Here is a 23258-nt window from a genome sequence, read left to right as displayed (position 1 = left end):
CCGGGAGCCGGGAGCCGGGAGCCGGGAGCCGGGAGCCGGGAGCCGGGAGCCGGGAGCCGGGAGCCGGGAGCCGGGAGCCGGGAGCCGGGAGCCGGGAGCCGGGTTTCACGTGAAACCGCCGACTCATTCATGCGGGATCGGTCCGGCACTTCTGATGCTGTCGATCATGGTGAGCTGTGCGCCGGAGGGCCGGAGTGCCGGAACCGTCGCTCTCACGCGTGGCCGTCACGCGAGGGCCGGCCAGCTCGTCCGGCGGGACGCGACCGTGAAAGCTGTAGCGGCTGACGAGAATGTGGCGACCGAGATGTAAGCCGAGGGCTCACACTTGCGCCGCCCAGAACTCAGGGGAGGAAGTCAAGAGGGCACCTGCGTTCTTATCTGGCTGCTGTGGCCGACGTGGCGGGCGAGGCCAGGGACGAGGTCGGCGACGCACGTGAGCCAGTGGGGCTGGCGAGTCGTCGGGATGGCAGCCGACGGCCGGGCGGGCCGGGCGATGGGCCGCCGGTGGTGGCCGGCGCCGGAGGGCCGGATGGGCGAAGGCTGGCTGGGCGACGGACCGAGGGGCGACGGGCCGAGGGGCGACGGACCGAGGGGCGAGGGGCCGAGGGGCGAGGGGCCGAGGGGCGAGGGGCCGGGTGGGCGTCGGGCGACCTGAGTCATGAGTGGTGGCTGGTCCTGCGGGTCGCGAGGTCCGTCACGGGAATTCGCCGGCCGCTTCTGAATGCTTCGATGGTTGGCGGCGTGGCTTGGCTGTGCGCCTGACAGCGCGTCGCCATCGGTGCCCAGTGACTTGATCAGCGGGGCGCCCTGGGCCCCTCGCGCTCGAGCAACATGGAGAGATCGATCGACCCATAGATTCAGTCGGGCTGGGGTGGGTCTCCCAACAACCTGGGCGGGCTCAACCAACCAGGACTCGGAGACAGCAGACGGGGCCGGCTGCTGGGCTGAAATTCCCCATGGCGGGGCCCTGACGTCGACGCTTCGGGCCCATGAACTGGGTGGGGCAGGGCGCTCCAACGAGAGCTCCGGAACGCCGTCCGTGGCGTGCGCCGGATGCGCATGGGCCGGGTCAGCCTTCTCGCCGATCGCCGGCTGGGAAACGCGCCGACAGCCGACGATCGGAAGGGGGCCACCGTGGCCACCCACAAGCCACGAAGACCCCTTGAGCTGACCGCAGGCGGCAGCGGGGGCACCAGGCTAAGGAGACCAAGGCCGCCTATGACGGTCGGCCGAGAGTGCTCATCAGGGCGTGTCCCTCTATCGATGGAAAGAGGCTCACCCGAACGCGAACTAAGTTCTGGAGCCGAACCTGGCAATGGGGGCGCCGGTTATCCACAGGCTGTGTGTAAGTCCTGTTGAGAAAGGTACTCCCGCCGTTTCACGTGAAACGCGGCCGATGTGGGTGGGGGTCTCCACGGCTTCATCCACAGGCGCTGCAAGCCTGCGACGTCGTGTTTCACGTGAAACTTGAGAGCCTGTGGATAACTTCTGTGGATAACTTACCGGGTGGTGTGGCGCCCACAGACGGTGATGACCATCGACGTTGATCTCGGCGATTTGGGAGCTGACGCACCGTTACTGCACTGGCCGAAAATTGACCCGGGACATGCGCCCTGGCCTGGGCTAAAGTCACGCCCGTGCCCGACAACACGGTCCCCTTGCCCGACTTCACTCGATGGCCCTCGTTCCCGTTTGAAGGCGGCATGCGGGTCAAGCCGCTGGCCGCCCCGGTCGAAGTCGAGCCGCCGCGCAGCGGTGAAGATGCGGCCGACTGCATCGCCTGTGGCACGCCGGATGAGGCCTACGTCTGGGTCAGCGAGCGGTGGCGGGTCAGAGCCATGGACCGTCCCACCGGGCTCCCGATGGTCCTCATCCTCGAGTGCCGCTCGCACCTCGATCTGGGAGACCTTCCGAACCTCCTCGCCGCCGAACTGGGGGTCATGACGGTTCGGCTCGAACGCGCCATCCGCTCCCTCGACGGCGTGGCCCGGGTCCACGTCAACCGGTGGGGTGACGGATCGGCCCACCTCCACCTGTGGTTCCTGGCCCGGCCCTACGGGCGCCTCCAGTTGCGGGGCACCTTCCTCTCGCTCTGGGACGACATCCTCCCGGTGATCCCCGAGTCCCAATGGCGGGAGAACCTGGCCATGGTCGCGGCATGGCTGGCGGAGTTCGGTGGCCAGGCCATCGCCGAGCCTCCGCACATCCAGTGGAAAGCTCCCTCGACGATCACCTACTCACCCTCGGCCGGGGCCCCGCCGACGCCGGAAGACCCTCGCCCCACGACTCTCGGCGACATCGAGGCCAAGCCCGACACCGCCGCCCCCACGATCGCCGCGGAGAGCGGCGCGACCTGGACCAGCTAGACCGCCCAGGTCGTCGGCCATGATGGTCGCGGCCGAGCCCAGGATGGGCCTCATCCCCGGGGGATGGTCACCCCAGCCGGATGAGGACGCCGAGCCACCCCGTACCGCAGGCTTTGGACCTCGGAGTGGCCACGCGGGAGGGCTGGGCAGTGCGACGACGGCGATGCGCGGTCCTGCTGTCTCTGCTCCTGCTCGCCTGGATCGCCTCGGCGCCGACCCCGGCTGTCGCGTTCGGCACGATTGACGGCGGTGGTCAGCACCGCGAGCACGAACGCATCACGCGCGCGGCCCTCGCCTGTACGAATGGGGAGTCGGCCTGTTTCGAGCCGGCGACCATGAACTACCTGGCCGGTCATGACCGTGAGTTCGGCGCGGTCGGCGCCCCCGACAGCGATGAGATGGCCGACCCGGCCGCGCATTGCGACGACGCCGACTATCTTGCCGGCAGCTATCCGCGTACCCGCGAAGCGGCCGGCGCCTCCTTGACGGACTGTGTCGAGCAGCTGCGCGGGCAATTCCGGACCGGGCTGGACAGCGCGAAGGATCTCCTCGACGACCAGGGCGAGGTGATGCCGGACGAGGTCACGGTCAGCCCCGAGTGCAACCCGCGGGAACGGGAGGAGAGCCGCGCCAAGTGCACGACCATGGAGGCGTTCGGGCGGGTGCTGCACGGGGCGCAAGACTTCTACTCGCACAGCAATTGGGCCGACCAGGCAGACCCGGACCGGCCCATCGGCGACGACAACCCGCCGGGGCTGCACCGGCCCGGGCCGAGCCCCTTGCTCGACCTGCGCGGCGCGACGGTCGCGGGGTCACCCGCAAACTTCACCACCGGTTGCTATGTGCTGCAGGACCAGGTGCCCGGGGTCGGCGCGTGCGAGCTGCGGATCACCCACGCCGCGCTCAACAAGGACCGGGGCCTGATCGACCCGGTCGACGGCCGGGCCACCGAGCCGGGGACGCCACGCGGCCAGGTTCGTGACAACTTCGCGGATGCGGTGGCCGGGGCCATCATCGAGAGCCGCCGCCAGTGGCAGGACTTCGGTACCGAACTGACTGCCCGGTACGGCGCCGACCGGGGCACCCGCATGATCTGTGCACTGACCCATGACGACCCGGTGCAGGACTGCCACGGCCGGCACCCGAACTGGGCCGCCATCATCGCGCTCGCCGCCGCCGGTGCCGCCCTCGTCGTGGTCGTCGTGTTGATCCGTCGCTTCCGCCGGCGGCCACGGGGGTGAGGGCGGGGTTGAGGATTACGAGAGCGCGCGAGCCACCGCCCGCTCGACCAGAGTCGCCAGGATGTGTCCCAGATCCAACCCTGCCGCCTGCACCGCCAGCGGCAGCAGCGAGGTCTCCGTCATCCCCGGCGACACGTTGATGCCGAGCACCTGCGGCGAGCCGTCCTCCGCGACGATCAGATCGACACGGGAGAGGTCGCGCAACCCCAACGCCTTGTGCGCCGCCAGCGCCGTCTCCGCCACCCGTGCGGCGGTCTCGGCGTCGAGCCGGGCCGGCGTGTGCCATGTCGTCAGCCCGGCCGTGTAGCGGGCCGCGTAGTCGTACACGCCGTCGCGGGGAACGATCTCGACGATCGGCAGGGCCTGCGGTCCCGACCCGAGGTCGACAATGGACACCGCCACGTCCATGCCGGGAACGAACTTCTCGACCAGCGCCGTCGAGTCGTACGCGAAGCAACCCACCATCGCAGCCGGAAGATCGGCGTCTTCCCGGACCACCGCGGCGCCGAGGCCCGAACCGCCCTGGGCCGGCTTGACCATCAGCGGCAACCCCAGACGGCCGACGATCCGGTCGAGCACCGCCACCGCGCCCAGCTCGGAGAAGCGGTCGTGCGGCAACGCCACCCAATCCGGCGTCGGGATGCCGGCCTCGCGCAGCATCGACTTGGCCGACGGCTTGTCCCACGCCAGGCGGGCCGCCTGAGCGTCGCAACCCACGTAGGGCACGCCGCAGAGGTCGAGCACCCCGCGCAGCGACCCGTCCTCGCCGGTCGCACCGTGCAGGGCGATGATCACCGCGTCGGGCGGGTCTTCCTGCAGGGCGGGCAGCAGCGTCACATCCGCGTCGTGCATGTCGGCGGGGACGCCGACCGCGCGCAGCGCGTCGAGGACCCGGCGGCCGGAGCGCAGCGAGACGTCCCTCTCGTAGGAGAGGCCACCCGCCAGAACCATCACGCGCACGTCGTCTCCAGAAGCCATGGGGGTGATCATGCCAAGTCGGGGCCGGGAGCGTCGGCGGCGGCCGCGCCCCGGCGACGGTGGTGGTGCGCGGCCGCGGCGGGGCCGAAGACGGCCCGCATCGCGAGTTCCTGCTCCATCACACCGGCGAGCCTGCGAATGCCCTCACGAAGGCGCTCGGGCGACGCGTACGAGAAATTGAGCCGCATGTTGCTCGTGCCGGTGCCGTCCGCATAGAAGCCGGTGCCCGGCACGTACGCCACGCGCGCCGCGATGGCGCGCGGCATCATCGCCTTGGAGTCGAGGCCATCGGGGAGGGTCGCCCAGACGAAGAGACCGCCGGTGGGGTGGGTCCAGCTCGTGCCGGCCGGCATGAGGTCGCGCATGGCGGTCAGCAGGACGTCGCGTCGTTCGCGATAGATCTCGCGGTACGACTTGATCTGTTCCCGCCACGGCATGGTCGTCAGGTACTGCGTCACGGCGGCCTGGGCGAACGCGCTCGGGCAGAGCACGTTGGCCTCGCTCATCATCACGAGCTTTTCGCGGACGGCGTGCGGCGCCAGGATCCAGCCGACGCGCAGGCCGGGCGCGAACGTCTTGGAGAAGGTGCTGACGTAGAAGACACCCTCGCGCCGACGGGCCCGGAGCGGCAGCGGCGCATCACCCTCGAACGACAACATTCCGTACGGGTCGTCCTCGACCACCAGCAGCCCGGCGCGCGAACAGATGTCGAGGATCTGCTCGCGTCTCTCCTCGGAGAGGGTGACGCCGGCCGGGTTCTGGAAGGTCGGGATCGTGTAGAGAAACTTGGCCCGGCGCCCCGAGCGGGCCACCGACGAGATGGCCTCCTCGAGCGCCGAGGGGATCAGCCCGTCGTCGTCCATGGCTACGTGGTGGACCTGTGCCTGGGCGGCCTGGAAGACGCCGAGTGCGCCGACATAGCTCGGCCCCTCGGCGAGCACCACGTCGCCCGGGTCCAGGAAGAGGCGGGCGAGCAGATCGATCGCCTGCTGGCCGCCGACGGTGACCACCACGTCGTCGGGGGAGGCGCCGTGGATGCCGGAGAGCGCCATCACCTCGCAGATGCGCTCGCGCAGCTCGATCGTGCCCTGGCCGATGCCGTACTGGAGGCTGACCGCGCCGTGGTCGGCGGCGAGGCTGCCGAGCATCTCGCCGACGGCGTCGAGGGGGAGGGCTGCGATGAACGGGGAGCCGCCGGCGAGCGACACCACCTCGGGACGGCTGGCGACGGCGAACAGAGCGCGGATCTCGGAGGTCGTCATTCCACGCACGCGTCGCGCGTACACATCGGTGTAGTCGTCCTGGGTAGTGCCGGTCATGCGGCTCTCACCTCGCGAGAAAGAGGGCGGAAGTAGCTCGATGGTAGTCGGAGACGGCGATCGAGGCCCTCGGTTAACCGGGCCGGGATGCCCGACCTGATCCCGTTCATGGATTTTGCGGCGTAGGATCCTCCGCGGGGGCGCGCGGGGTAGGCACGAGACAGGAGCACAACGCCGCCCGGGAAGCGAGGGGGATTGCAGTGTCGCGTCGCCTGGTCAACCTCACCCTGGACACGCTCGAGGATCTGCCTCGCCCGTGCCGGCAGTGCGTCTACTGGGAGCTCGATCCGGTCTCCGCCGAGCGGGCCTGCGCCTCCGGCGATCCAGGCCTCGAGAAAGAGGCCTGGGTGTCACAGACGCTGCTGGAGTGGGGTTCCTGCGGCAAACTCGCGTACGTCGACGGCATGCCCGCGGGTTTCGTCATGTACGCCCCGCCCGCGTACGTCCCCCGTTCGATGGCCTTCCCCACCTCACCGGTGAGCGCCGACGCCGCGCTGCTGATGACCGCGCACGTGGTGGCCGCGTTCGCCGGCGGCGGCCTGGGTCGCATGCTGGTGCAGGGCGTGGCCCGCGATCTCACCAAGCGCGGGGTGAAGGCGATCGAGGCGTTCGGCGACGCGAAGTTCGGCGAGGCCGACGACGAGATGCAGGCCGGCTGCGTCGCACCGGTCGATTTCTTCCTCTCCGTCGGCTTCAAGACGGTTCGCCCGCATCCGCGCTATCCGCGTCTGCGTCTCGAGCTGCGCACCGCTCTGTCGTGGAAGTCCGACGTCGAGTACGCGCTCGAGAAGCTGCTCGGCTCGATGAGCCCCGAGACGCTCCTGCGCCCGGTGCGGCCGGCGACGGCTACGCGGAACGTGGAGAACTAGCGAGCGCGACCCGCAGCTGCCGCACGTCGATCGACCCGGTCGGCACGTCGATCTCGACGGGGTAGTACATGCGCTGCACGGCCGCCAGGATCGCCTCCACGATCTGCTCGCGGAACAGCGGATTCACCAGCCGGTCACGGTCGGTCGGCGACGTCAGATAACCCAGATCCACGCGTACGGCGGGCATGCGCGTCAACCGCAGCAGCTCCCACGTCTTGGCGTGGATCCGGCAGTCCCGCGTCCCGGTACGCACCACGATCTCGCGCTGCACCAGGTTGGCCAGCCGCTCCCCGACCGTCGAGCTCAGCCCGTTGCCGGTGCCGTAGTGGTAGGTCGCCACGCCGTGCGCCGCGTCGTTCTCGTGCCCGTCGAGGTGCAGCGAGATGAGCAGGTCGGCGCCGAGGCTGTTGGCCAGCGTCGCCCGCTCGGCGCCGGTCATCGACTGCGCCGGGTGGGGGCCGCGGGTGAGGTGCACCCGCATGCCCGCCGCGGCAAGCCGGCCCTCGAGCCGGGCGGCCAGGTCGAAAACGAGGTCGGCCTCGGTCCAGCGCAGCGGGCCCTCGGGCACCACCACGCCGAGGTCGCCGCCGCCGTGGCCGGGGTCGATCACGATCGTCTTGCCCATCAAGTTGGTGCCTGCCTGGCGGAACGCCTCGGCCTCGCGCAGCCACTGCGGGCGGCCGCCGACGACCTTGCGGCCGAGGCGACGCAGCGCTTTCATGGTGTGCGGGCCGCACGAGCCGTCCTGGGTGAGACCCACCTCACGCTGGAACTGGGCGACCGCCCGGGCGGTGCGCGCGCCGTAGATGGAGTCGGCGCGACCCGTGTCGTACCCCATCTCGAGCAGCCGCTCCTGGAGCGTCCGCACGTCCTCGCCGACCAGGGCGTTGGGCACCGAGTGGAACAGGGTCCGGGCGCCGAGCCGCCAGCGGGCCGCGTCCAGCGCGCCCCACGTCTCGTCGCCGACCAGGCCGTCCACCCCGATGCCGCGGCTCTGCTGGAACGCGCGCACCGCTGTATCGGTGGCCTCGTCGAAGACGTCCGATTCCTCCTCAGAGAGAAGCTCCAGACCCACCAGGATGGATCGGATCTCGGCAACGGCCGGGCCGCTGTCTCCACGTCGGATGGAACGCACGCGCTACTCCCTTGAATGAGGTCCAGGGAAAAGGAAGAACGACTCGGAGCGTACTCCCCGAGCGCCGTACCCACCGGGTGCCGAAATCCCCGGCCGGGGGATGGCGACGCCCCGCATCCGAGGGGATGCGGGGCGTCGATGAGGCTTTACAGAGCCGATTCGATGAAGTTGACCAGGGCGCTCTTGGGCTTGGCGCCGGTAACCGAGTTGACCGGCTCACCGCCCTTGAAAATGGTCAGCGTGGGCACCGACATCACCCGGTAGGCGCGGGTGGTCTCGGGGTTCTCGTCGATGTTGATACTGACGATCTCCACCTTGTCACCCATTTCCTTGGCGATCTCGCCGAGCAGCGGGTCGACCTTCTTGCAGGGCATGCACCACTCCGCCCAGAAGTCCACCAGCACCGGCTTGTCCGACTGCAGCACGTCGCTCGTGAACGTGGCGTCGGTGACGGGCTTGCCTGCTCCCACTACAACCTCCCTTTACAGCTCTACGAATGAGGCGATGAAGCGTTCGGCGTCGAGCGCCGAGGCACAACCCGTGCCGGAGGCCGTGATGGCCTGACGATAGGTGTGGTCGACGAGGTCGCCGGCGGCGAACACGCCCGGGATGTTGGTACGCGTCGACGGCGCGTCGACCTTCACGTAGCCCTCGTCGTCGAGCTCGATCTGGCCCTTGAACAGCTCGCTGCGCGGGTCGTGGCCGATCGCCACGAACACGCCGGTCACATCGAGGACCTTCGTCTCGCCGGTCTTGACGTTCTTCAGCCGGACGCCGTTGACCTTGCCGTCCTCGCCGAGGATCTCCTCGACGACCGAGTTCCACTCGACCTTGATCTTCGGGTTGTTCAGCGCGCGTACCTGCATGACCTTGCTGGCCCGGAACGTGTCGCGGCGGTGCACGATCGTCACGGTCTCGGCGAAGCGGGTGAGGAAGGTCGCCTCCTCCATCGCGGAGTCACCGCCGCCGACCACCACGATGTGCTGGTTGCGGAAGAAGAAGCCGTCACAGGTCGCACAGGACGACACACCGTGGCCGAGCAGTTCCTGCTCGCCGGGCACGCCGATCGGGCGCCACGCCGAGCCGGTGGCGAGGATCACGGCGCGGGCCCAGTATTCCTTGTCGCCGACCCAGACCGTCTTGAGTCCCTCGGTGCCGGCCTCGGTGGGCTTGTCGCCCAGCTCGACGCGAGTGACGTCGTCGGTGAGGAACTCGGCGCCGAACCTCTCGGCCTGCGCGCGCATGTTGTCCATGAGATCGGGACCCATGATGCCGTCGCGGTGACCCGGGAAGTTCTCCACCTCGGTGGTGGTCATCAGCGCGCCACCGGACTGAACGCCCTCGATCACGAGCGGCTTGAGATTCGCCCGGGCCGCGTACAACGCCGCGGTGTAGCCGGACGGCCCCGAACCGATGATGATCAGATTGCGGACCTCGTCCACTGCCGACTCCCTGTCGTCTGAAATCGCCGGGATGAAGCCCGGCGACACTGCACGCTAGAACGCCATGCTAGGCACACGCCATTCCCGCTCGCGCGGGCCGTGGCCCACCTCACCGGGGGTGTCGCTCAGCGTACCGGGACCTTGGCCAGTGTGTCCGCGTGGCCGCTCACCGTGCCGCAGGAAGGGCCGCTCGCCCAGGCCCAGGCGCCGTTGCCGGCGGTGAAACGCACCACGATCGCGGGCTTGCCGTTGAACTTCGCGTAGTCCACGGTCTCGGCGGCGATCGGGCCGGCGCCGTTCTCCGCGGCGATCATGTCAAGGCACTCGTTCAGGGCGGTCGTGCCGTTCAACCGGACCAGCGAGCCGGCCGTGGCGGCGGGCTGACTCGACAGCGTCTGTGCCGGTGCGATGGCAAGCGTCTTCTTCGTGTAGTTCGTGCCGCTTTCCAGGACTTGCGGCGCCGGCGGCACCTCGCCCTTTCCGGCGACGGACGCTCCGGGGCCTGACTCGGCCATCGCGGGCGCCTGCGCGTCGTCCCGACGGGCCTGCGAGTCGGCCGCGCCGCCGGCGGTGCTGGTGGCGGACTTGTCCGAGGACGAGTTGTCGCGGCCGGCGAGATAGTCGGCGCCGAACCCGACAAATGCCACGGCCCCGGCGGCGATCGCGATCGGGGTGACCCAGCGCAGCCTTCGACCCGGCCTCCGCTTCGAAAGACGAAGTTCCTTGTCGCGTACGTCGTCAGCACCGTTGCCCGCGTCTTGCACGAGGGTCAGCCGCGGGGCGGCGAACGCCTCCTCCAGCCGCGCCACCACGTCGTCGGGCATCGGCTCGGAACCGAGACGGCCCAGCTCGGCCTCGACGGCCGCCATGCCGCCGCTGAGCGACTCGTAGGCGTCCCGCCAAGCGGGGTCGTCGGCGATCAGGGTGGCGACCACGGGCTCGTCGGGCGTGCCGGCCAGGGCGCCGCCGATGTAGTCGGCGAGCAGGTCGATGTCGACCCCGCGGAACTCGGCCCCGGTCACCTCTTGTCCCTCCCCTCGCCCGACGTGGGCAGCGGTCGGCCCGCGCCCGGTCCGGATGAGACGGTCTGCGCGGCCTGCTGGTTCCCCTGGCCGGCGTGACCCCTGTCTCCCCGCTGGTCGGCCCCCTGCCCTCGCAGGCTGCTCAGCGCCAGCGCCATGCGGGCCCGGCCGCGGGCACAGCGGCTCTTGATCGTGCCCTCGGCGACGCCGAGCATCTCGGCCGCCTCGGCCACCGGGTAGCCCTGGACGTCGACCAGCACGATCGCGGCCCGCTGCTCGGCCGGCAGATCGGCCAGCGCCTGCCGCACCACCAGCGCGGTGTCATGGTCTTCGGCGGGGGCGGCCGGCTCGGGGGCGGACGGGCGGTCGTCGGTGCGGTTGCCGTCAGGCAGCGGCACGGTCGGGTGGGCCTGCCGCCGGCGGATCCGGTCGAGGCAGGCGTTCACCACGATGCGATGCAGCCAGGTGGTGACGGCCGAGTCGCCGCGGAACTTCGCCGCGTTGCGGTGCGCCGACAGCAGCGCGTCCTGCACCGCGTCGGCGGCCTCCTCACGGTCGCCGATCGTGCGCAGGGCGACCGCCCACAGCCGGTCGCGATGACGGCGGACCAGCACGGCGAAGGCCTGCGCGTCACCCTCGAGATGCGCGCGCAGGAGGTCGGCATCGCTCGGCGCGGGGGCGTCCGCGCCGGGACCGGAAGTCACGCGAGCAATCTAGCCGAGTCGCGCTCAGTACCCGTACACCGAGATCTCGTTGACGCTGACCTGGAACCGATCGCCGTCGTCGGCGCTCGGCAGCTCGGTGATCCAGACCAGGACGTACTGATACTTCGAGTTCGGGTCGAAGAGCGGGAAGACCCGGTTGGTCCCGTCGGCCTTGGTGTCCGCGTCGGGCTCGCCGAGCTTCTTGTACGTCTTGGCGATCTTGTCGTCGCCGGAGCTGTTGTCGCCCGGGTCGCTCGTGCCGGTCCGGATTTCCATGCCCACGCCGGAGGAAGAGGTCTCGACCCGGACGTCGGCCAGGGCGCGGGGGGTGCCGAGGTTGATCAGTACGCCCATGCCCGGCTTGAGGTTGCCGAACTTCGCCGTGTTGAACCGGTGTGTCTCCCACGCCGTGTTCGGGTCGCCGTCGACGACGTTCTTCGCCTCGTCGGCGTCGGTGCGGTCGCCCGGCGGCGGGTCGACGATGCGCACCATGTCGGCGGTGAGCTTGATCTTTTCCGGGTTCTTCGTCGGCGCCTGCGTGTCGGTGCCGGACGGGGTCTCCCCGGCGTCGGCCTGGGTGGTCTGCTTCGTGTCGGGCGTGCCCGAGCTGGTGATCGCGCGGATGCCGAAGACCAGACCGACGATCGCGATGACGACCAGCGCCGCGACCCCGATGACGATCTTCGAGTTGTTCCGCGGCGGCTCGGACGTCGCGTTGCCCTGCGTGAAGCGCAGCGGGCCGACGTCGTCGTAGTCGTCGTCGGCGGCGTCGAGCCGGGCCAGCTCGGCCGCCAGCGCGTCGGCCTCGGGGGCCGCGACCCGCCGGTCGAGGAGGTCCATCGTCAGATCGTCGAGGTACGCCGGGACGCCGGCCCGGATCTGCCGCGGGGCGGCCGGATTGCCGGACGCGTCGCGCGTGGCGTCGGGCAGCGCCGAGTGGCCCACCTCGGTCTGCGGCCAGTGCGCGGTCAGCGCGTAGTAAAGAAGGCCTCCCACGGCGCGCATGTCGCCCTCGGTGCTGTCGGCCGAATCGGCCCGCGCGTCGGCGAGCACCACCCGGCCGTCGTCGGCGATCAGCGTCGTGCCGGGGTGCACGTTGCCGTGGACCATGCCGGTGGCGTGCACGGCGGCCAGCGCGTCGGCGATCGAGTGGGCGATCGAGGTGGCCCGGGCCGGGTCGAGCGGACCCTCTTCGGAGATCAGCTCGCGCATCGACTCGCCGTCGACCCACTCACGCACCACGTACGCCCGGGCGCCCTCGTCGATCGCGTCGTAGACGCCGACCAGGTTGGGGTGGATCACCCGGCTCGCGTCGACCGCGGCCTGAAGCATCTCGGTGGCGGAGTCGCCGCCGGGGTAGCGCAATACCACCGCGACCGGACGGCGCAGCACGACGTCGATGCCGCGCCAGACCTGACGGCCCGCGCTGTCGTCGTTGACGTGTTGCTCGAGCTGGTAGCGCTCGGCCAGGATCTCACCGACGGTGGGTGCACCGAAGGTCATGACCGGTCCGTCCGCATCGGCCGCGGTCTCGTGGCCTTCGCCGACCTGGGTCACCCGTCCTCCCTCGGTGCTCACAACGCAGTTTCCCACGCTGGCGCAAAAGGCTGTGTATGCCGACACCGACCATACCCGCCCCGGGCCACCGCGCGGCAGGTCGTCCCCCCGGCGCGGCACCTCGACATGACCGGCCGCTTGGCCGGCAGATCCGACTCAACGGGGGAAAACCGTCAGGTCAGCGGCCGAGCTTGCGCCGCACCATGCCCACGACCTGGCTCACTTCTTGCACTCGGAGCAAAGTCGCGGCCGCGAGGTAGACGAGCAGGATCACCGCGCCACCGGCCAGCAACTGGACGAGGGCCTGGCCGCGGCCGGACGGCGCGTCCGCGCCGGGCAGGAAGTACACGACCAGCAGGCCAAGCGCGGCCGCGATCGCGGCCGCCACCAGCACCTTCAGCAGGGCCACCGCGACCGAGCCGAGGTTGAGCCGGCCGATCCGGCGGCGCAGCACGGCCAGCGAGATCAGCGCTGACACCAGATAGGAGAGCGCGTTGCCGGCGGTCATGCCGGCCGCCGAGTGCGACTTGCTGAGAACCGCGGCAAAGACCAGGTATGCCCCGATGCGGACCGCGACGACGGGCAGGTTGATCAGCGCGGCGGTCTTGTTGCCCTGCAGCGAGTAGAACGCGTACGTGCACAGATAGCTGATCGACAGCGGGATGACGGCGAACGCGGCCACGGCCAGCACGGTGGCGGTGTCCAGGGCATTGGCGTTGGTGTACTTACCGCCCTGGAAGAGCATCACCGAGATCGGCGCGGCGAGGACGCCGTAGACGACGGCGATCGGCGCCAGCGCGGTGGCGGTCAGCCGGATCCCGCGGCTCAGGTCGGCGCTGACCTCGGAGTATCGGCCGTCGGCGGCGGCCGCGCTCATCTTCGGCAACAGCGCGGTCATCACCGACACGCCGATGATGCCGTGCGCCATCATCGTCAGCAGGAAGACGTTGTTGAAGGCCAGCACGCTGGCGCTGTCGCCGTCGGCCACCCGGTTGAGGATGCGCACCACGACGAACACGGCGATCTGGTTGGCGCCGACGTAGCAGAGCATCCAGCCGGCCAGCCGGCCGATCTCGCCGAGGCCGAGCGAGCGCGGGTCCCAGCGCCATTTCCAGCTGAAACCGACCTTGCGCAGCGCCGGGAGCAGGCCGAGCGCCTGCACCACCATGCCCAGCAGAGTGCCGAGACCGATCAGCAGGATCTCGGCGTTGCTGATCGTCTCGACGGTCGAGTTGTCCTTGCTGAAGATCATGATGAACACGCCGCAGGTCGCGATCACCACGAGGTTGTTCAGGATCGGCGCCCAGGTCGGGGCGGCGAAGTGCCCCCGCACGTTGAGCACCGCGCCGATCAGCGCGGACAGGCCGGTGAAGAAGATGATCGGCAGGATCAGGTACGCGAAGTGGGTGACGAGGTCTTTGTAGGCGTCGTTGTTGTCGCTGCTGGCCTGGATCGCGGTGATCAGCGGGGCGGCCACGACGACCAGCAGCGTCGCGATGCCCAGCGAGACGATCGCGAAGGTGAGCAGCTTCCGGGTGAACTCGAGTCCACCGTCCAGGTCACTCTTGCGCCGCCGTACCAGCAGCGGGATCAGCACGCTGGAGAGGATGCCGCCGAGCAGGAGCTCGTAGATCTGGCCCGGCAGGAACTGGGCGCTGGTGTACGCGTCGCCGATGCCCGCGCCGAGCGTGATGCCGATCAGCGCGTTCCGGACGAACCCGATGAGCCGGCTGACCAGGCTGCCGGCCGCCATGATCGCGCTGTTGCCGGCCGTTCCCCCGTCGATCGCGGGCACCTCTTCCGGCGGCAACGCCTGTTCCTGACCGGTGATCTCGGAGTCGACCGAGATCAGGGTGACGCCGTCCTCGGCGACCGGGTGCACACCGTCCGGCGCGGCGTGCGCGCTGCGGTACAAGCCGCCGTTCACCCGAGCCTCCCGAACTGTCCGAACATTGCAGTCACCATAAAGGGGTACGTCATGCCCGACGGCGCAGGAGGGTGCCGGGTTCGGCGCCGGCCAGGGTTTCCACCATCCAGCACGCCTCCACCGCGACCAGCGGCTCGCTCAGCGCGTCCAGCACGGTCGGATGATCGCAGCCGGCCTCGGTGAGCACACCGAGCAGCGCGGGAATGGGTGCGAGGTCACCGGTGTCCAGGATCTGCCGGGCCAGCGGGAGGGTGACGTGGTGCCAGGGCTCGTCCGGCATCCGCGACAGGCGGGCTGACGCCAGGCGTACGAGATGGGCCAGATCTTCACCCGGGAAGCGCGACCCATGTCGTACCTCGGCGAAGCGGGACGTCGGGCGAGTGATCTCTGCGATCGTGGCCTCGTCGAGCACCTGCGGCGAAGCCGCGGGGGCAGACGGCCACCAGTCGTCGCTCGCGAACAGCGGAAGCGGGGCCTGCTCGGGGCCGTGTGGCGGCACGGGCGCGACATCGCGGCGCAGCGACCGGTACGCGGCCTCGCGCATCGCGCCGATCGTGGTCCCGTCGTCGTCGGGGGTCGCGGGCGCGAACGGCGAGAGCAGCGCCACCACCAGGCCCGGATGCGGGAGGGTCGGGTCTTCGAGGGCGATCACCCGGGCGCAGAGATCGAGCTCCCACCAGCGCAGAGCCGCCGGGTAAGGACCTTCGGCGGGCGCCCAGGCCAGCTGGATCGGCTCGGAGGAGGCGGGGATGCGCAGGCCGAGGGTGCGCTCGCCGGACGGGAGGTCGATGTCGAGGACCAGGGCATAGCCGCCGGTGACCGGGAAGGTCACGCGCAGCTCGCGGGGATCCGGGTCATCGGTGGTCGCGCCGCCGCCCGTCCAGAACCCGGGGTTCTCGCTCAGGCGTCGCAGCGCCTCGGAAACGGGCACGCCGTCAATCCTGCCCGGTGAAATTCGGTCGTGCCATTTCCCCCGTCCCCCTGCCCCGCCCAGTGCCCAGGGCCGGACCCGACGCCAGCTAGGCTGATAACCCCATGTCTGTGTTGAATGCCGCCCAGCGTAAGGCCGTCGCCGAACTGCTCCGCGTCTCCCCCGTCGCCGACGAGCTGGGGCGCCGGTTCGAGTCCGCCGGCCATGAGTTGCACCTGGTCGGCGGGTCGGTGCGGGACGCGCTGCTCGGCGCCCTCGGCGACGATCTCGACTTCTGCACCGATGCCACGCCCGAGCAGACCCTCACGGTCGTGCAGGGCTGGGCCGACGCGATCTGGGAGACCGGTCGCGACTTCGGCACGATCGGCGTGCAGAAGAACGGCCTGCGACTCGAGGTCACGACATTCCGGGCCGAGGCGTACGACGGGGTGTCGCGCAACCCGATCGTGGTCTACGGGAAGTCGCTGCTCGAGGACCTCGAACGGCGGGACTTCACGATCAACGCGATGGCGGTGTCGCTGCCGGGGCACGTCTTCACCGACCCGTACGGCGGGCTGGCCGATCTCGCGGCCCGAGTGATCCGCACACCGGCGGCGCCGTCGTCGTCGTTCGGCGATGATCCACTTCGGATGCTGCGCGCCGCCCGTTTTGCGGCGAAGCTGGGCTTTACAGTGGACGATTCGGTTATTTCTTCCATGTCGAGCATGGCCGCCGATCTCGACCGGATCACCGCGGAGCGGGTCCGGGACGAGTTCACCAAGCTGATGTGCGGCGCCGGCCCGATCACCGGGCTGCGGCTGCTCGTCGACACCGGGCTGGCCGACCGGTTCCTTCCCGAGATCTCCGGGCTCAAGCTCGAGATCGACGAGCACGCCCAGCACAAGGACGTCTACGAGCACACGCTGATCGTCGTGCAGAACGCGATCCGGCTGGAGGGTCCCTCCGGGCCCGACTTCGTGCTGCGGATGGCGGCGCTGATGCACGACGTCGGCAAGCCGGCCACCAAGGCGGTCGGCCGCGACGGCCGGGTCAGCTTCCACCACCACGAGGTCGTCGGGGCGCGGCTCACCAAGCAGCGGATGAAGGCCCTGAAATACCCCAAGGACGTCATCTCCGAGGTGGTCGAGCTGGTCGCCTTGCATCTGCGTTTCTACGGGTACGGCCGGGGCGAGTGGACCGATTCGGCGGTGCGCCGCTACGTGACCGACGCCGGCCCGCTGCTCGATCGCCTGCACAAGCTCACCCGCTCGGACGTCACGACGCGCAACAAGCGCAAGGCGGCCAACCTCGCGGCCGACTACGACGCGCTCGAGGAGCGGATCGCCCGGCTCGCGGCCGAGGAAGATCTCGCCCGGGTGCGCCCCGACCTCGACGGCAACGCCATCATGGAACTGCTCGGCGTGCCGCCCGGCCCGATCGTCGGCCAGGCGTGGCGCCATCTGAAGGAGCTGCGTCTCGACCGCGGGCCGCTCGACCGGGACGAAGCCGAGGCCGAACTGCTCAAGTGGGCCCGCGACAACGGCCACCTTCCCTCGTAGCCGTTCTTGTCGTACCCCCGGAGCAGAATCGGGGCATGTTCGTCGTCGATTCGCCCATCGGTCCGCTCGGCGTGGTCGTCACTGGGGACACCGTGATCAACGTGCGCTTCGGGGTCAAGCCCGGCCCGTCCGCGGCGCACCCCGTCGCGGCGCAGCTGACGGAATACTTCGCCGGCGAGCTCACCGATTTCACCGTGCCGGTCGAGATGCGCGGCGGCTCCGAGTTCGAGCGCGCCGTCTGGGCCGAGATCGCCAAGATTCCGTACGGCGAGATGATCACCTACGGCGCGATCGCCACGGCGCTCGGTGACCCGGGTGCGGCCCGGGCCGTCGGCACGGCCTGCAACCACAACCCCATCCCGGTCATCGTCCCGTGCCACCGCGTCGTCGGCGCCGGCGGCAAGATGGTCGGCTTCGGCGGCGGCCTCGACCGCAAGCGGAAGCTACTTGAGCTCGAGGCCCGGGTCGCTTTGGCACGCGCCTGGAGTTGACCTGGCCGGCGAGACCAACAGCGAGACCAGAGAGCTCGCCCGCCGGTCTACGCCGAACACAAGGAGTTCTTCGACCTGATCGGCGACCGATGACCGAGCCGGCCTGGCCCGATCCTCTCGACCTTCTCGGGCTTCTCGGGCAGGCGACGGCCCCGGGAGCAACGTCCGAGACGGCGGCATCCTGGTGGCCGCGGCTGTGAGACCGAATGCCGCGGTTGCAGCCGTACCTGCGTACCAGATGAAGGAAACGGAAAGGCCGGGTCGCCGCAGCGGCCCGGCCTTTCTCGGTGATTGCGGGGGTCTTAGCGCTCGATCTCGCCGCGGATGAAGGCCTCGACGGACTCCTTCGCGTCGTGGTCGTTGTACTGGACCGGCGGGGACTTCATGAAGTAGGACGACGCCGAGAGGATCGGGCCGCCGATGCCGCGGTCCTTGGCGATCTTCGCGGCGCGGACGGCGTCGATGATGACGCCGGCCGAGTTCGGGGAGTCCCACACCTCGAGCTTGAGCTCGGCGTTCAGCGGGGTGTCACCGAAGCTGCGGCCCTCCAGACGGATGTAGGCCCACTTGCGGTCGTCGAGCCACGGCACGTGGTCGGACGGGCCGATGTGCACGTCGCTCTTGACCATCTCGTGCGGGATCTGGCTGGTGACCGACTGGGTCTTCGAGATTTTCTTGGAGACCAGGCGGTTGCGCTCCAGCATGTTCATGAAGTCCATGTTGCCGCCGAAGTTGAGCTGGTACGTGCGCAGCAGCTCGACGCCGCGGTCCTCGAACAGCTTGGCGAGCGCGCGGTGCACGATCGTCGCACCGACCTGGCTCTTGATGTCGTCGCCGACGATCGGGAGGCCGGCGTCGGTGAACTTCTGCGCCCACTCGGGGTTCGAGGCGATGAACACGGGAAGCGCGTTGACGAACGCGCAGCCGGCGTCGATCGCGGCCTGGGCGTAGAACTTGTCGGCCTGCTCGGAACCGACCGGCAGGTAGGAGACGACGACGTCGACCTGCGCGTCGCGCAGAGCCTGCACGACGTCGACGGCCTCGGCCGAGGACTCCTCGATCATCTCGCGGTAGTACGTGCCCAGACCGTCGAAGGTCGGTCCACGCTGGACGGTGACGCCGGTCGGCGGCACGTCGGTCAGCTTGATCGTGTTGTTCTCGCTGGCGACGATCGCCTCGGCCAGGTCCATGCCGACCTTCTTGGCGTCCACATCGAACGCCGCGACGAACTTCACGTCGGATACGTGGTAGTCGCCGAAGGTCACGTGCATGAGACCCGGGACGCGGTCGTTGGGGTCGGCGTTCTTGTAGTACTCCACGCCCTGTACCAGGGACGAGGCGCAGTTACCCACACCGACGATGGCGACGCGGACGGAGCCCATCGCGTTTTCCTCCTTGTTCATCACGGCCGGTCCTCGTGTGGACGCGGGGATTCGGGGGGTGCGTCCCCAGCCATTCGCTTTTGTGGCTCAGTGGCGGGGAGGTCTAGGGAGCCGGGGGTGGCCGGCGCGCGGCCGGAGCGCTCGTTGGTGATGAGCTCCTCCAGCCAGCGAACCTCGCGCTCGCAAGCGTCGAGGCCATGGCGTTGCAGTTCCAGCGTGTACGCGTCGAGCCGCTCACCAGCTCGGGAGAGCACGTCGCGCAGGCCCTCGCGGCGTTCCTCGATCCGCCGGCGGCGGCCCTCGAGGATGCGCAGGCGGGTGGCACGGTCGGTGCGGGAGAAGAAGGCGAAGTGCACGCCGAATCCGGCGTCGTCGTACGTCTCCGGGCCGGCCTGGGCGAGCAGATCGCCGAAACGCTCCTTGCCCTCTGCAGTGATCTTGTAGACAACCCGGCCGCGTTTGCTGGTCATCGGCGGGATGATCGAGGGATCCGATTCCGACTCGGTGATCCAGCCGGCGGTCTGAAGGCGCTTGAGGGTCGGATAAAGGGTGCCGTAGCTGATGGCCGCGCGAATAGTGCCCAGCTTGGTGGCGAGCTCCTTGCGCAGCTCGTACCCGTGCATCGGGGTCTCCTGAAGGAGACCGAGGATTGCCAGTTCCAACATCGGCCACCCCCTCCTCGTACCCGATGTATCGGCCCGATACATCGCAACCGTAGATCGCCTCGGCGAAGGACGCAAGAAATACTCGTTCCCGCGACCACCGCGCCACGCTGAGTGATGGCTGTCGCCGCGCACGCGAGGACCGCGTACTCTCTTCGCCATGCGCACGCAGCGGCAGGTTGTCGACTACTCGCTACAGAAGCGAGCAGTGCTGCGTGACGTGCACAACGGCCGCGTCGCGACGCTCGAGGTCTGCGATGCCTCCCCGTACTTGAAAAACGCAGCTCGATTCCATGGCGAGCCGACCGACGACCGCTGTCCGGTCTGCCGCCGCGACAATCTCACCCTCGTGCACTACATCTATGGCGATGAACTCAAGCAGTCAGCCGGACAGGCCCGAAAGCTGGCCGAACTCCCCGTCCTGGCGATGACTCTGCGTGAGTTCCAGGTGTTCGTCGTGGAGGTGTGCCGCTCTTGCGCGTGGAATCACCTGGCCCAGCAGTACGTGCTCGGCCGCGACGCGCTGACCGCCGACGAGCTTGATCAGGACGAAGCTGTCGCTTCGGCCGCCGCGGGCCGCCACCGCGGGACAGGGTCGTCGCCGCAACGCCGGGAGGGCCGCCGATGAGGTGGCTCCATCCCGATACCGTGTGCACGACCCCGACCGAACCGGGCATCCAGCGCCGCAATCGGTCATTCATGACATCCGACAGGGCGGCTGCCGGTATGCAGCCCAAATCGTCCGCGCGTGGCGTCGTTGGCGGGGGCCCCTCCAGGGCTCTCCCCGCGTGCGTCACCGTGACCGAGGTGTGACCGCATGAACTCGTACGGCGAATCGCAGTCTCCGCGTGCCCGGGCCAGCGTGCCTGGGTCCGGTGCCTCATCGCCTGCCGGCGACCAGCCCGACGGCCGATATTCGGCCGCGGCCCGCCCCGCGCCCGACGCGTACCGCCGTGGGTCAGGCGGCCGCGCCGCCGTGGGCGGCGCCTCGGTCGGCGCGGCCAAGGTCGGCGCCGCGTCGGTCCCCGGCCGGGCGTCGGCGGGCAGCGCGCCCGTCGGAAGCGCGTCGGTGGGCGGAGCCACGGGCTCCGCTCGGGTGGGCGCCCGCGCCTCGGTCGGCGCGGGATCCGGCTCGGTCGGTGGCCGGGCGTCGGTCGCCCGCGCCGCGGTCCGGCCCAACCCCGGGCTCGACGCGCCGGGCGGACCAGGCGGGCCGGGAACTCCCGGCAAGGGCAAGGACAAGTCGAAGGCGGCCAAGCGCCGCCGGCGCACCAACATCCTCACCGCCGCGGCCGCCGTGGTGGTCATCCTGCTCGGCGCCGGCGTCGTCGGCGGCACCTACTTCTTCGACGATGTGGCGCTGCCGCCGCCGGTCACCGAGGACCAGTCCAATGTGATCCAGTACGCGAACGGCACCGTGCTGGCCAAGATGGGCGAGCAGAACCGCACGGTCGTGCCCGAAGAGAAGATCAACAAGATCGTCGAGTACGCCGTGGCGGCGGCCGAGGACAAGAACTTCTACTCGCACCACGGCATCGACATGAAGGGCATCGTCCGCGCCGCGTGGAACAACTTCACCGGTGGCACCACCCAGGGCGCGTCGACGATCACCCAGCAGTACGCGCGGCACGCGGCCGACCTCAAGGCCATCAGCATCAACCGGAAGCTGCGTGAGGCGGTCATCGCCCGCAAGCTCGAGTCGCAGTACAACAAAGACCAGATCATGGGCATGTACCTGAACTACATCGACCTCGGTGAAGGCAGGTACGGCATCGAGGCCGCGGCGCAGGGCTACTTCGGCAAGTCGGTTACCACGCCGGCCGGTCAGAAGAACGCGGTGACGCCGTACGAGGCCGCGGTGCTCGCCTCGATCATCAAGCAGCCCTACCCGAACTCCGCCCACCGGGGCTACGACCCGAACTACAACCTCCCGGCCGCCAAAGAGCGGTGGGAGTACACGATGAAGAACATGCTCGAGATGGGCAAGATCTCCCCGGAGGTCTACGCCGCCCGGAAGTACCCGGCCGTGCGCAAGCCCACCGCGAACTCCTGCAAGACCTGCGCGCAGAACAAGCCGGTCGGCATGATCCTGCGGCACGTCAAGGCCGAGCTCGCGCAGATGGGCATCGACGAGTCCGAGTTCGAGCAGGGTGGCCTGACCGTCACCACGACCATCGACCCCGAGGTGCAGAAGGCCGCCGAGGAAGCCGGCTCGGCCGCCAGCGCCGACTCGCCGATGCGCGGCCTGCCGAAGTCGTACCAGGCCGCGGTCATCGGCATCGACCCGAACACCGGGCGGGTGCTCGGCTACTACGGCGGCGACAATCCGAATGGAACCGACTACGGCGGCTACATGGCCGGCGACGGCTCCGGCATCACAGGCGGCCAGTCCCCGGGCTCGACGTTCAAGATCTACACACTCGCGGCCGGTCTGCAGGAGGACTTGTCCTTCGACAGCATCTGGGACAGCACGAAGCTGCGTCCGAACGGCAAGCCGATCAACAACGCCGGCGCGGACCCGGGCACGATCTGCAAGAACAAGCCGAAGAACTGTGACCTCGAGACCGCGACGATCAAGTCGTACAACTTCCCGTTCTACTGGATCGCCGACACGATCGGCCGTTCCAAGGTCATCGCGGCGGCCAAGGCCGCGGGCATCAAGCACATGTACACCGACGGCAACAAGCAGTTCCCGAACGGGAAGCTGGTCGACCTCTCCAAGACCGACAAGTCGACCTGGGAGAAGTCGGGTTACTTCGACAACGAGGTCGCGTTCGGCCAGTACCGGGTGGTGCCGCTCGAGCACGCCGAAGGTGTCGCGACGATCGTCAGCGGCGGCGTTCACCACAACGCGCATTTCGTCCGCCAGGTGAAGCGGGTCAACCCGGAGAACGGCAAGATCGAGGTCATCAACGCCGAGAAGACGGCGGGCACGCGGGTCTTCGACGAAGACAAGATGTCCAACCTTCAGGGCGTCATGAAGGAGATCGTCGACGTCGACAAGCGCGACCTGCGTAACGGCCGCGAGAGTATCGCCAAGTCCGGCACGTGGGAGTACGACGACGGCAAGGACAGTCACACCGGCTCCGGAGACTGTTGGTTCGTCGGTGGCATTCCTCAGCTGGCGGCAACGGTCTGGGTCGGCGGCAAGACCAACAAGGTCGAACTGCACGATCCGAACAGCAGCAGCCGGTTCAAGGACATGTTCGGCGCCGGCGTCCCGTCGAAGATCTGGAGGCAGTTCCTCGACTCGGTCACCAAGTCGCTCGACTGGAAGCAGGTCGACTTCCCGGACCGGGCCAAGACCGGTGACCCGGCGAAGTTCGGCAACGGCACCAAGCCGGCCGAGCCGACGACTCCCGACAACGGTTGCGCGCTCACGCTGATCGGCCTGACCTGCGACGGCAACAACAACGGCGGGAACAACGGCGGCAACAACGGCGGTGGCAACAACGGCGGAAACAACGGTGGCAACAACGGCGGTGGCAACGGCACCGGAACCGGCACTGTCACCAACCCGTTCACACAAGAGACAACAGCGGCAACAGGCGGCGGTTAGCGTCTGATCCCGCTCGCGCGGCCGGCGTGTGCCCTCCGGGGCGCGCGCCGGCCGTTTTCGTTCCGGCGCCGGCGCGGCGTTTCATCAGGCTTTCTCACGTACGCCGGAAGGTGTGTCCGACGACCGCCGCCCGAT

At 69.4% G+C, this 23258-nt stretch carries 19 protein-coding genes; 7 read left to right on the top strand and 12 right to left on the bottom strand.

Features of this window, described 5'->3' with window-relative positions; translation table 11 throughout:
- The first annotated feature begins 1658 nt into the window (after nt 1-1658).
- Both ACIA5D_RS24395 and ACIA5D_RS24390 read left to right on the top strand, forming a co-directional pair.
- Nucleotides 1659-2366 (top strand): hypothetical protein, encoded by a 708-nt coding sequence (locus ACIA5D_RS24395; protein ID WP_396032627.1) that lies wholly within the window; start codon nt 1659-1661, stop codon nt 2364-2366.
- Nucleotides 2367-2515: 149 nt separating this feature from the next.
- Nucleotides 2516-3607, top strand: a complete 1092-nt coding sequence (locus ACIA5D_RS24390; RefSeq protein ID WP_396032463.1) for a CinY protein — start codon at nt 2516-2518, stop codon at nt 3605-3607.
- Nucleotides 3608-3622: 15 nt separating this feature from the next.
- Here ACIA5D_RS24390 and ACIA5D_RS24385 read toward each other — a convergent pair whose 3' ends face one another.
- Nucleotides 3623-4597: a D-alanine--D-alanine ligase gene (locus tag ACIA5D_RS24385; RefSeq protein WP_396032462.1), complete on the bottom strand. Its 975-nt coding sequence runs from the start codon at nt 4595-4597 to the stop codon at nt 3623-3625.
- A complete protein-coding gene (locus ACIA5D_RS24380; protein ID WP_396032461.1) occupies nt 4594-5904 on the bottom strand; it encodes a PLP-dependent aminotransferase family protein in 1311 nt (436 codons plus the stop codon). Before ACIA5D_RS24380 ends, ACIA5D_RS24385 begins: the two co-directional genes overlap by 4 nt.
- Nucleotides 5905-6104: 200 nt before the next feature.
- Between ACIA5D_RS24380 and ACIA5D_RS24375 the strand changes: the two genes are divergently transcribed.
- Complete coding sequence (locus ACIA5D_RS24375; RefSeq protein WP_396032460.1) at nt 6105-6773, top strand: GNAT family N-acetyltransferase; 669 nt, start codon at nt 6105-6107, stop codon at nt 6771-6773.
- Here the strand turns inward: ACIA5D_RS24375 and ACIA5D_RS24370 are convergent.
- The 8 genes from ACIA5D_RS24370 to ACIA5D_RS24335 all read right to left on the bottom strand — a co-directional run bounded on the left by ACIA5D_RS24370 (nt 6751) and on the right by ACIA5D_RS24335 (nt 15491).
- Entirely contained in the window at nt 6751-7908 is a 1158-nt protein-coding gene (locus tag ACIA5D_RS24370) for an N-acetylmuramoyl-L-alanine amidase (RefSeq protein ID WP_396032459.1), read from the bottom strand. The genes ACIA5D_RS24375 and ACIA5D_RS24370 overlap by 23 nt on opposite strands.
- A 146-nt stretch (nt 7909-8054) precedes the next feature.
- Nucleotides 8055-8378, bottom strand: coding sequence for a thioredoxin (gene trxA / locus ACIA5D_RS24365; RefSeq protein ID WP_020511170.1), 324 nt, complete (start codon nt 8376-8378; stop codon nt 8055-8057).
- Between the two features lie 12 nt (nt 8379-8390).
- Nucleotides 8391-9350 (bottom strand): thioredoxin-disulfide reductase, encoded by a 960-nt coding sequence (gene trxB, locus ACIA5D_RS24360; protein ID WP_396032458.1) that lies wholly within the window; start codon nt 9348-9350, stop codon nt 8391-8393.
- A gap of 125 nt (nt 9351-9475) precedes the next feature.
- Entirely contained in the window at nt 9476-10372 is an 897-nt protein-coding gene (locus ACIA5D_RS24355; protein WP_396032457.1) for a hypothetical protein, read from the bottom strand.
- Nucleotides 10369-11076, bottom strand: a complete 708-nt coding sequence (gene sigM, locus ACIA5D_RS24350) for an RNA polymerase sigma factor SigM (RefSeq protein ID WP_396032456.1) — start codon at nt 11074-11076, stop codon at nt 10369-10371. Before sigM ends, ACIA5D_RS24355 begins: the two co-directional genes overlap by 4 nt.
- Before the next feature lie 24 nt (nt 11077-11100).
- Entirely contained in the window at nt 11101-12633 is a 1533-nt protein-coding gene (locus ACIA5D_RS24345; RefSeq protein WP_396032455.1) for a protein kinase family protein, read from the bottom strand.
- A 178-nt stretch (nt 12634-12811) separates the two neighbouring features.
- Nucleotides 12812-14560 carry a murein biosynthesis integral membrane protein MurJ gene (gene murJ / locus ACIA5D_RS24340; RefSeq protein ID WP_396032454.1) on the bottom strand — a complete coding sequence of 583 codons (1749 nt, stop codon included), beginning with the start codon at nt 14558-14560 and terminating at the stop codon, nt 12812-12814.
- A gap of 49 nt (nt 14561-14609) precedes the next feature.
- Nucleotides 14610-15491 (bottom strand): hypothetical protein, encoded by an 882-nt coding sequence (locus tag ACIA5D_RS24335; protein ID WP_396032453.1) that lies wholly within the window; start codon nt 15489-15491, stop codon nt 14610-14612.
- A 104-nt stretch (nt 15492-15595) separates the two neighbouring features.
- On the opposite strand from ACIA5D_RS24335, the gene ACIA5D_RS24330 reads away from it, so the two are divergent.
- Complete coding sequence (locus ACIA5D_RS24330; protein ID WP_396032452.1) at nt 15596-17029, top strand: CCA tRNA nucleotidyltransferase; 1434 nt, start codon at nt 15596-15598, stop codon at nt 17027-17029.
- A 35-nt stretch (nt 17030-17064) separates the two neighbouring features.
- Nucleotides 17065-17520, top strand: a complete 456-nt coding sequence (locus tag ACIA5D_RS24325; protein ID WP_396032451.1) for a methylated-DNA--[protein]-cysteine S-methyltransferase — start codon at nt 17065-17067, stop codon at nt 17518-17520.
- A 302-nt stretch (nt 17521-17822) separates the two neighbouring features.
- Here ACIA5D_RS24325 and ACIA5D_RS24320 read toward each other — a convergent pair whose 3' ends face one another.
- Together ACIA5D_RS24320 and ACIA5D_RS24315 are read right to left on the bottom strand one after the other, a co-directional pair.
- A complete protein-coding gene (locus ACIA5D_RS24320; protein WP_396032626.1) occupies nt 17823-18902 on the bottom strand; it encodes an inositol-3-phosphate synthase in 1080 nt (359 codons plus the stop codon).
- Nucleotides 18903-18922: 20 nt separating this feature from the next.
- The gene (locus ACIA5D_RS24315) at nt 18923-19567 is read right to left on the bottom strand and encodes a PadR family transcriptional regulator (protein ID WP_396032450.1); all 645 of its coding nucleotides are present in this window, start codon (nt 19565-19567) and stop codon (nt 18923-18925) included.
- A 157-nt stretch (nt 19568-19724) separates the two neighbouring features.
- Here ACIA5D_RS24315 and ACIA5D_RS24310 point away from each other — a divergent pair, with 157 nt between their 5' ends.
- On the top strand, nt 19725-20192 hold the full coding sequence (locus ACIA5D_RS24310; protein WP_396032449.1) for a DUF5318 domain-containing protein: 468 nt from the start codon (nt 19725-19727) through the stop codon (nt 20190-20192).
- Nucleotides 20193-20381: 189 nt separating this feature from the next.
- Entirely contained in the window at nt 20382-23123 is a 2742-nt protein-coding gene (locus tag ACIA5D_RS24305; protein WP_396032448.1) for a transglycosylase domain-containing protein, read from the top strand.
- Nucleotides 23124-23258 lie beyond the last annotated feature (135 nt).

Source organism: Actinoplanes sp. NPDC051513 (genome assembly GCF_044454685.1).
Lineage (GTDB): Bacteria > Actinomycetota > Actinomycetes > Mycobacteriales > Micromonosporaceae > Actinoplanes.
Note: the sequence above shows the minus strand (reverse complement) of the source record. Positions and strands in the feature narration are given on the sequence as shown.

Bases quoted from the DNA above. Each gene is read 5' to 3' on its own strand.
- ACIA5D_RS24385 (WP_396032462.1), bottom strand. From the start codon at position 4,597: ATGATCACCCCCATGGCTTCTGGAGACGACGTGCGCGTGATGGTTCTG.
- ACIA5D_RS24380 (WP_396032461.1), bottom strand. From the start codon at position 5,904: ATGACCGGCACTACCCAGGACGACTACACCGATGTGTACGCGCGACGC.
- ACIA5D_RS24330 (WP_396032452.1), top strand. From the start codon at position 15,596: ATGTCTGTGTTGAATGCCGCCCAGCGTAAGGCCGTCGCCGAACTGCTC.
- ACIA5D_RS24325 (WP_396032451.1), top strand. From the start codon at position 17,065: ATGTTCGTCGTCGATTCGCCCATCGGTCCGCTCGGCGTGGTCGTCACT.
- ACIA5D_RS24320 (WP_396032626.1), bottom strand. From the start codon at position 18,902: ATGGGCTCCGTCCGCGTCGCCATCGTCGGTGTGGGTAACTGCGCCTCG.
- ACIA5D_RS24315 (WP_396032450.1), bottom strand. From the start codon at position 19,567: ATGTTGGAACTGGCAATCCTCGGTCTCCTTCAGGAGACCCCGATGCAC.
- ACIA5D_RS24310 (WP_396032449.1), top strand. From the start codon at position 19,725: ATGCGCACGCAGCGGCAGGTTGTCGACTACTCGCTACAGAAGCGAGCA.
- ACIA5D_RS24305 (WP_396032448.1), top strand. From the start codon at position 20,382: ATGAACTCGTACGGCGAATCGCAGTCTCCGCGTGCCCGGGCCAGCGTG.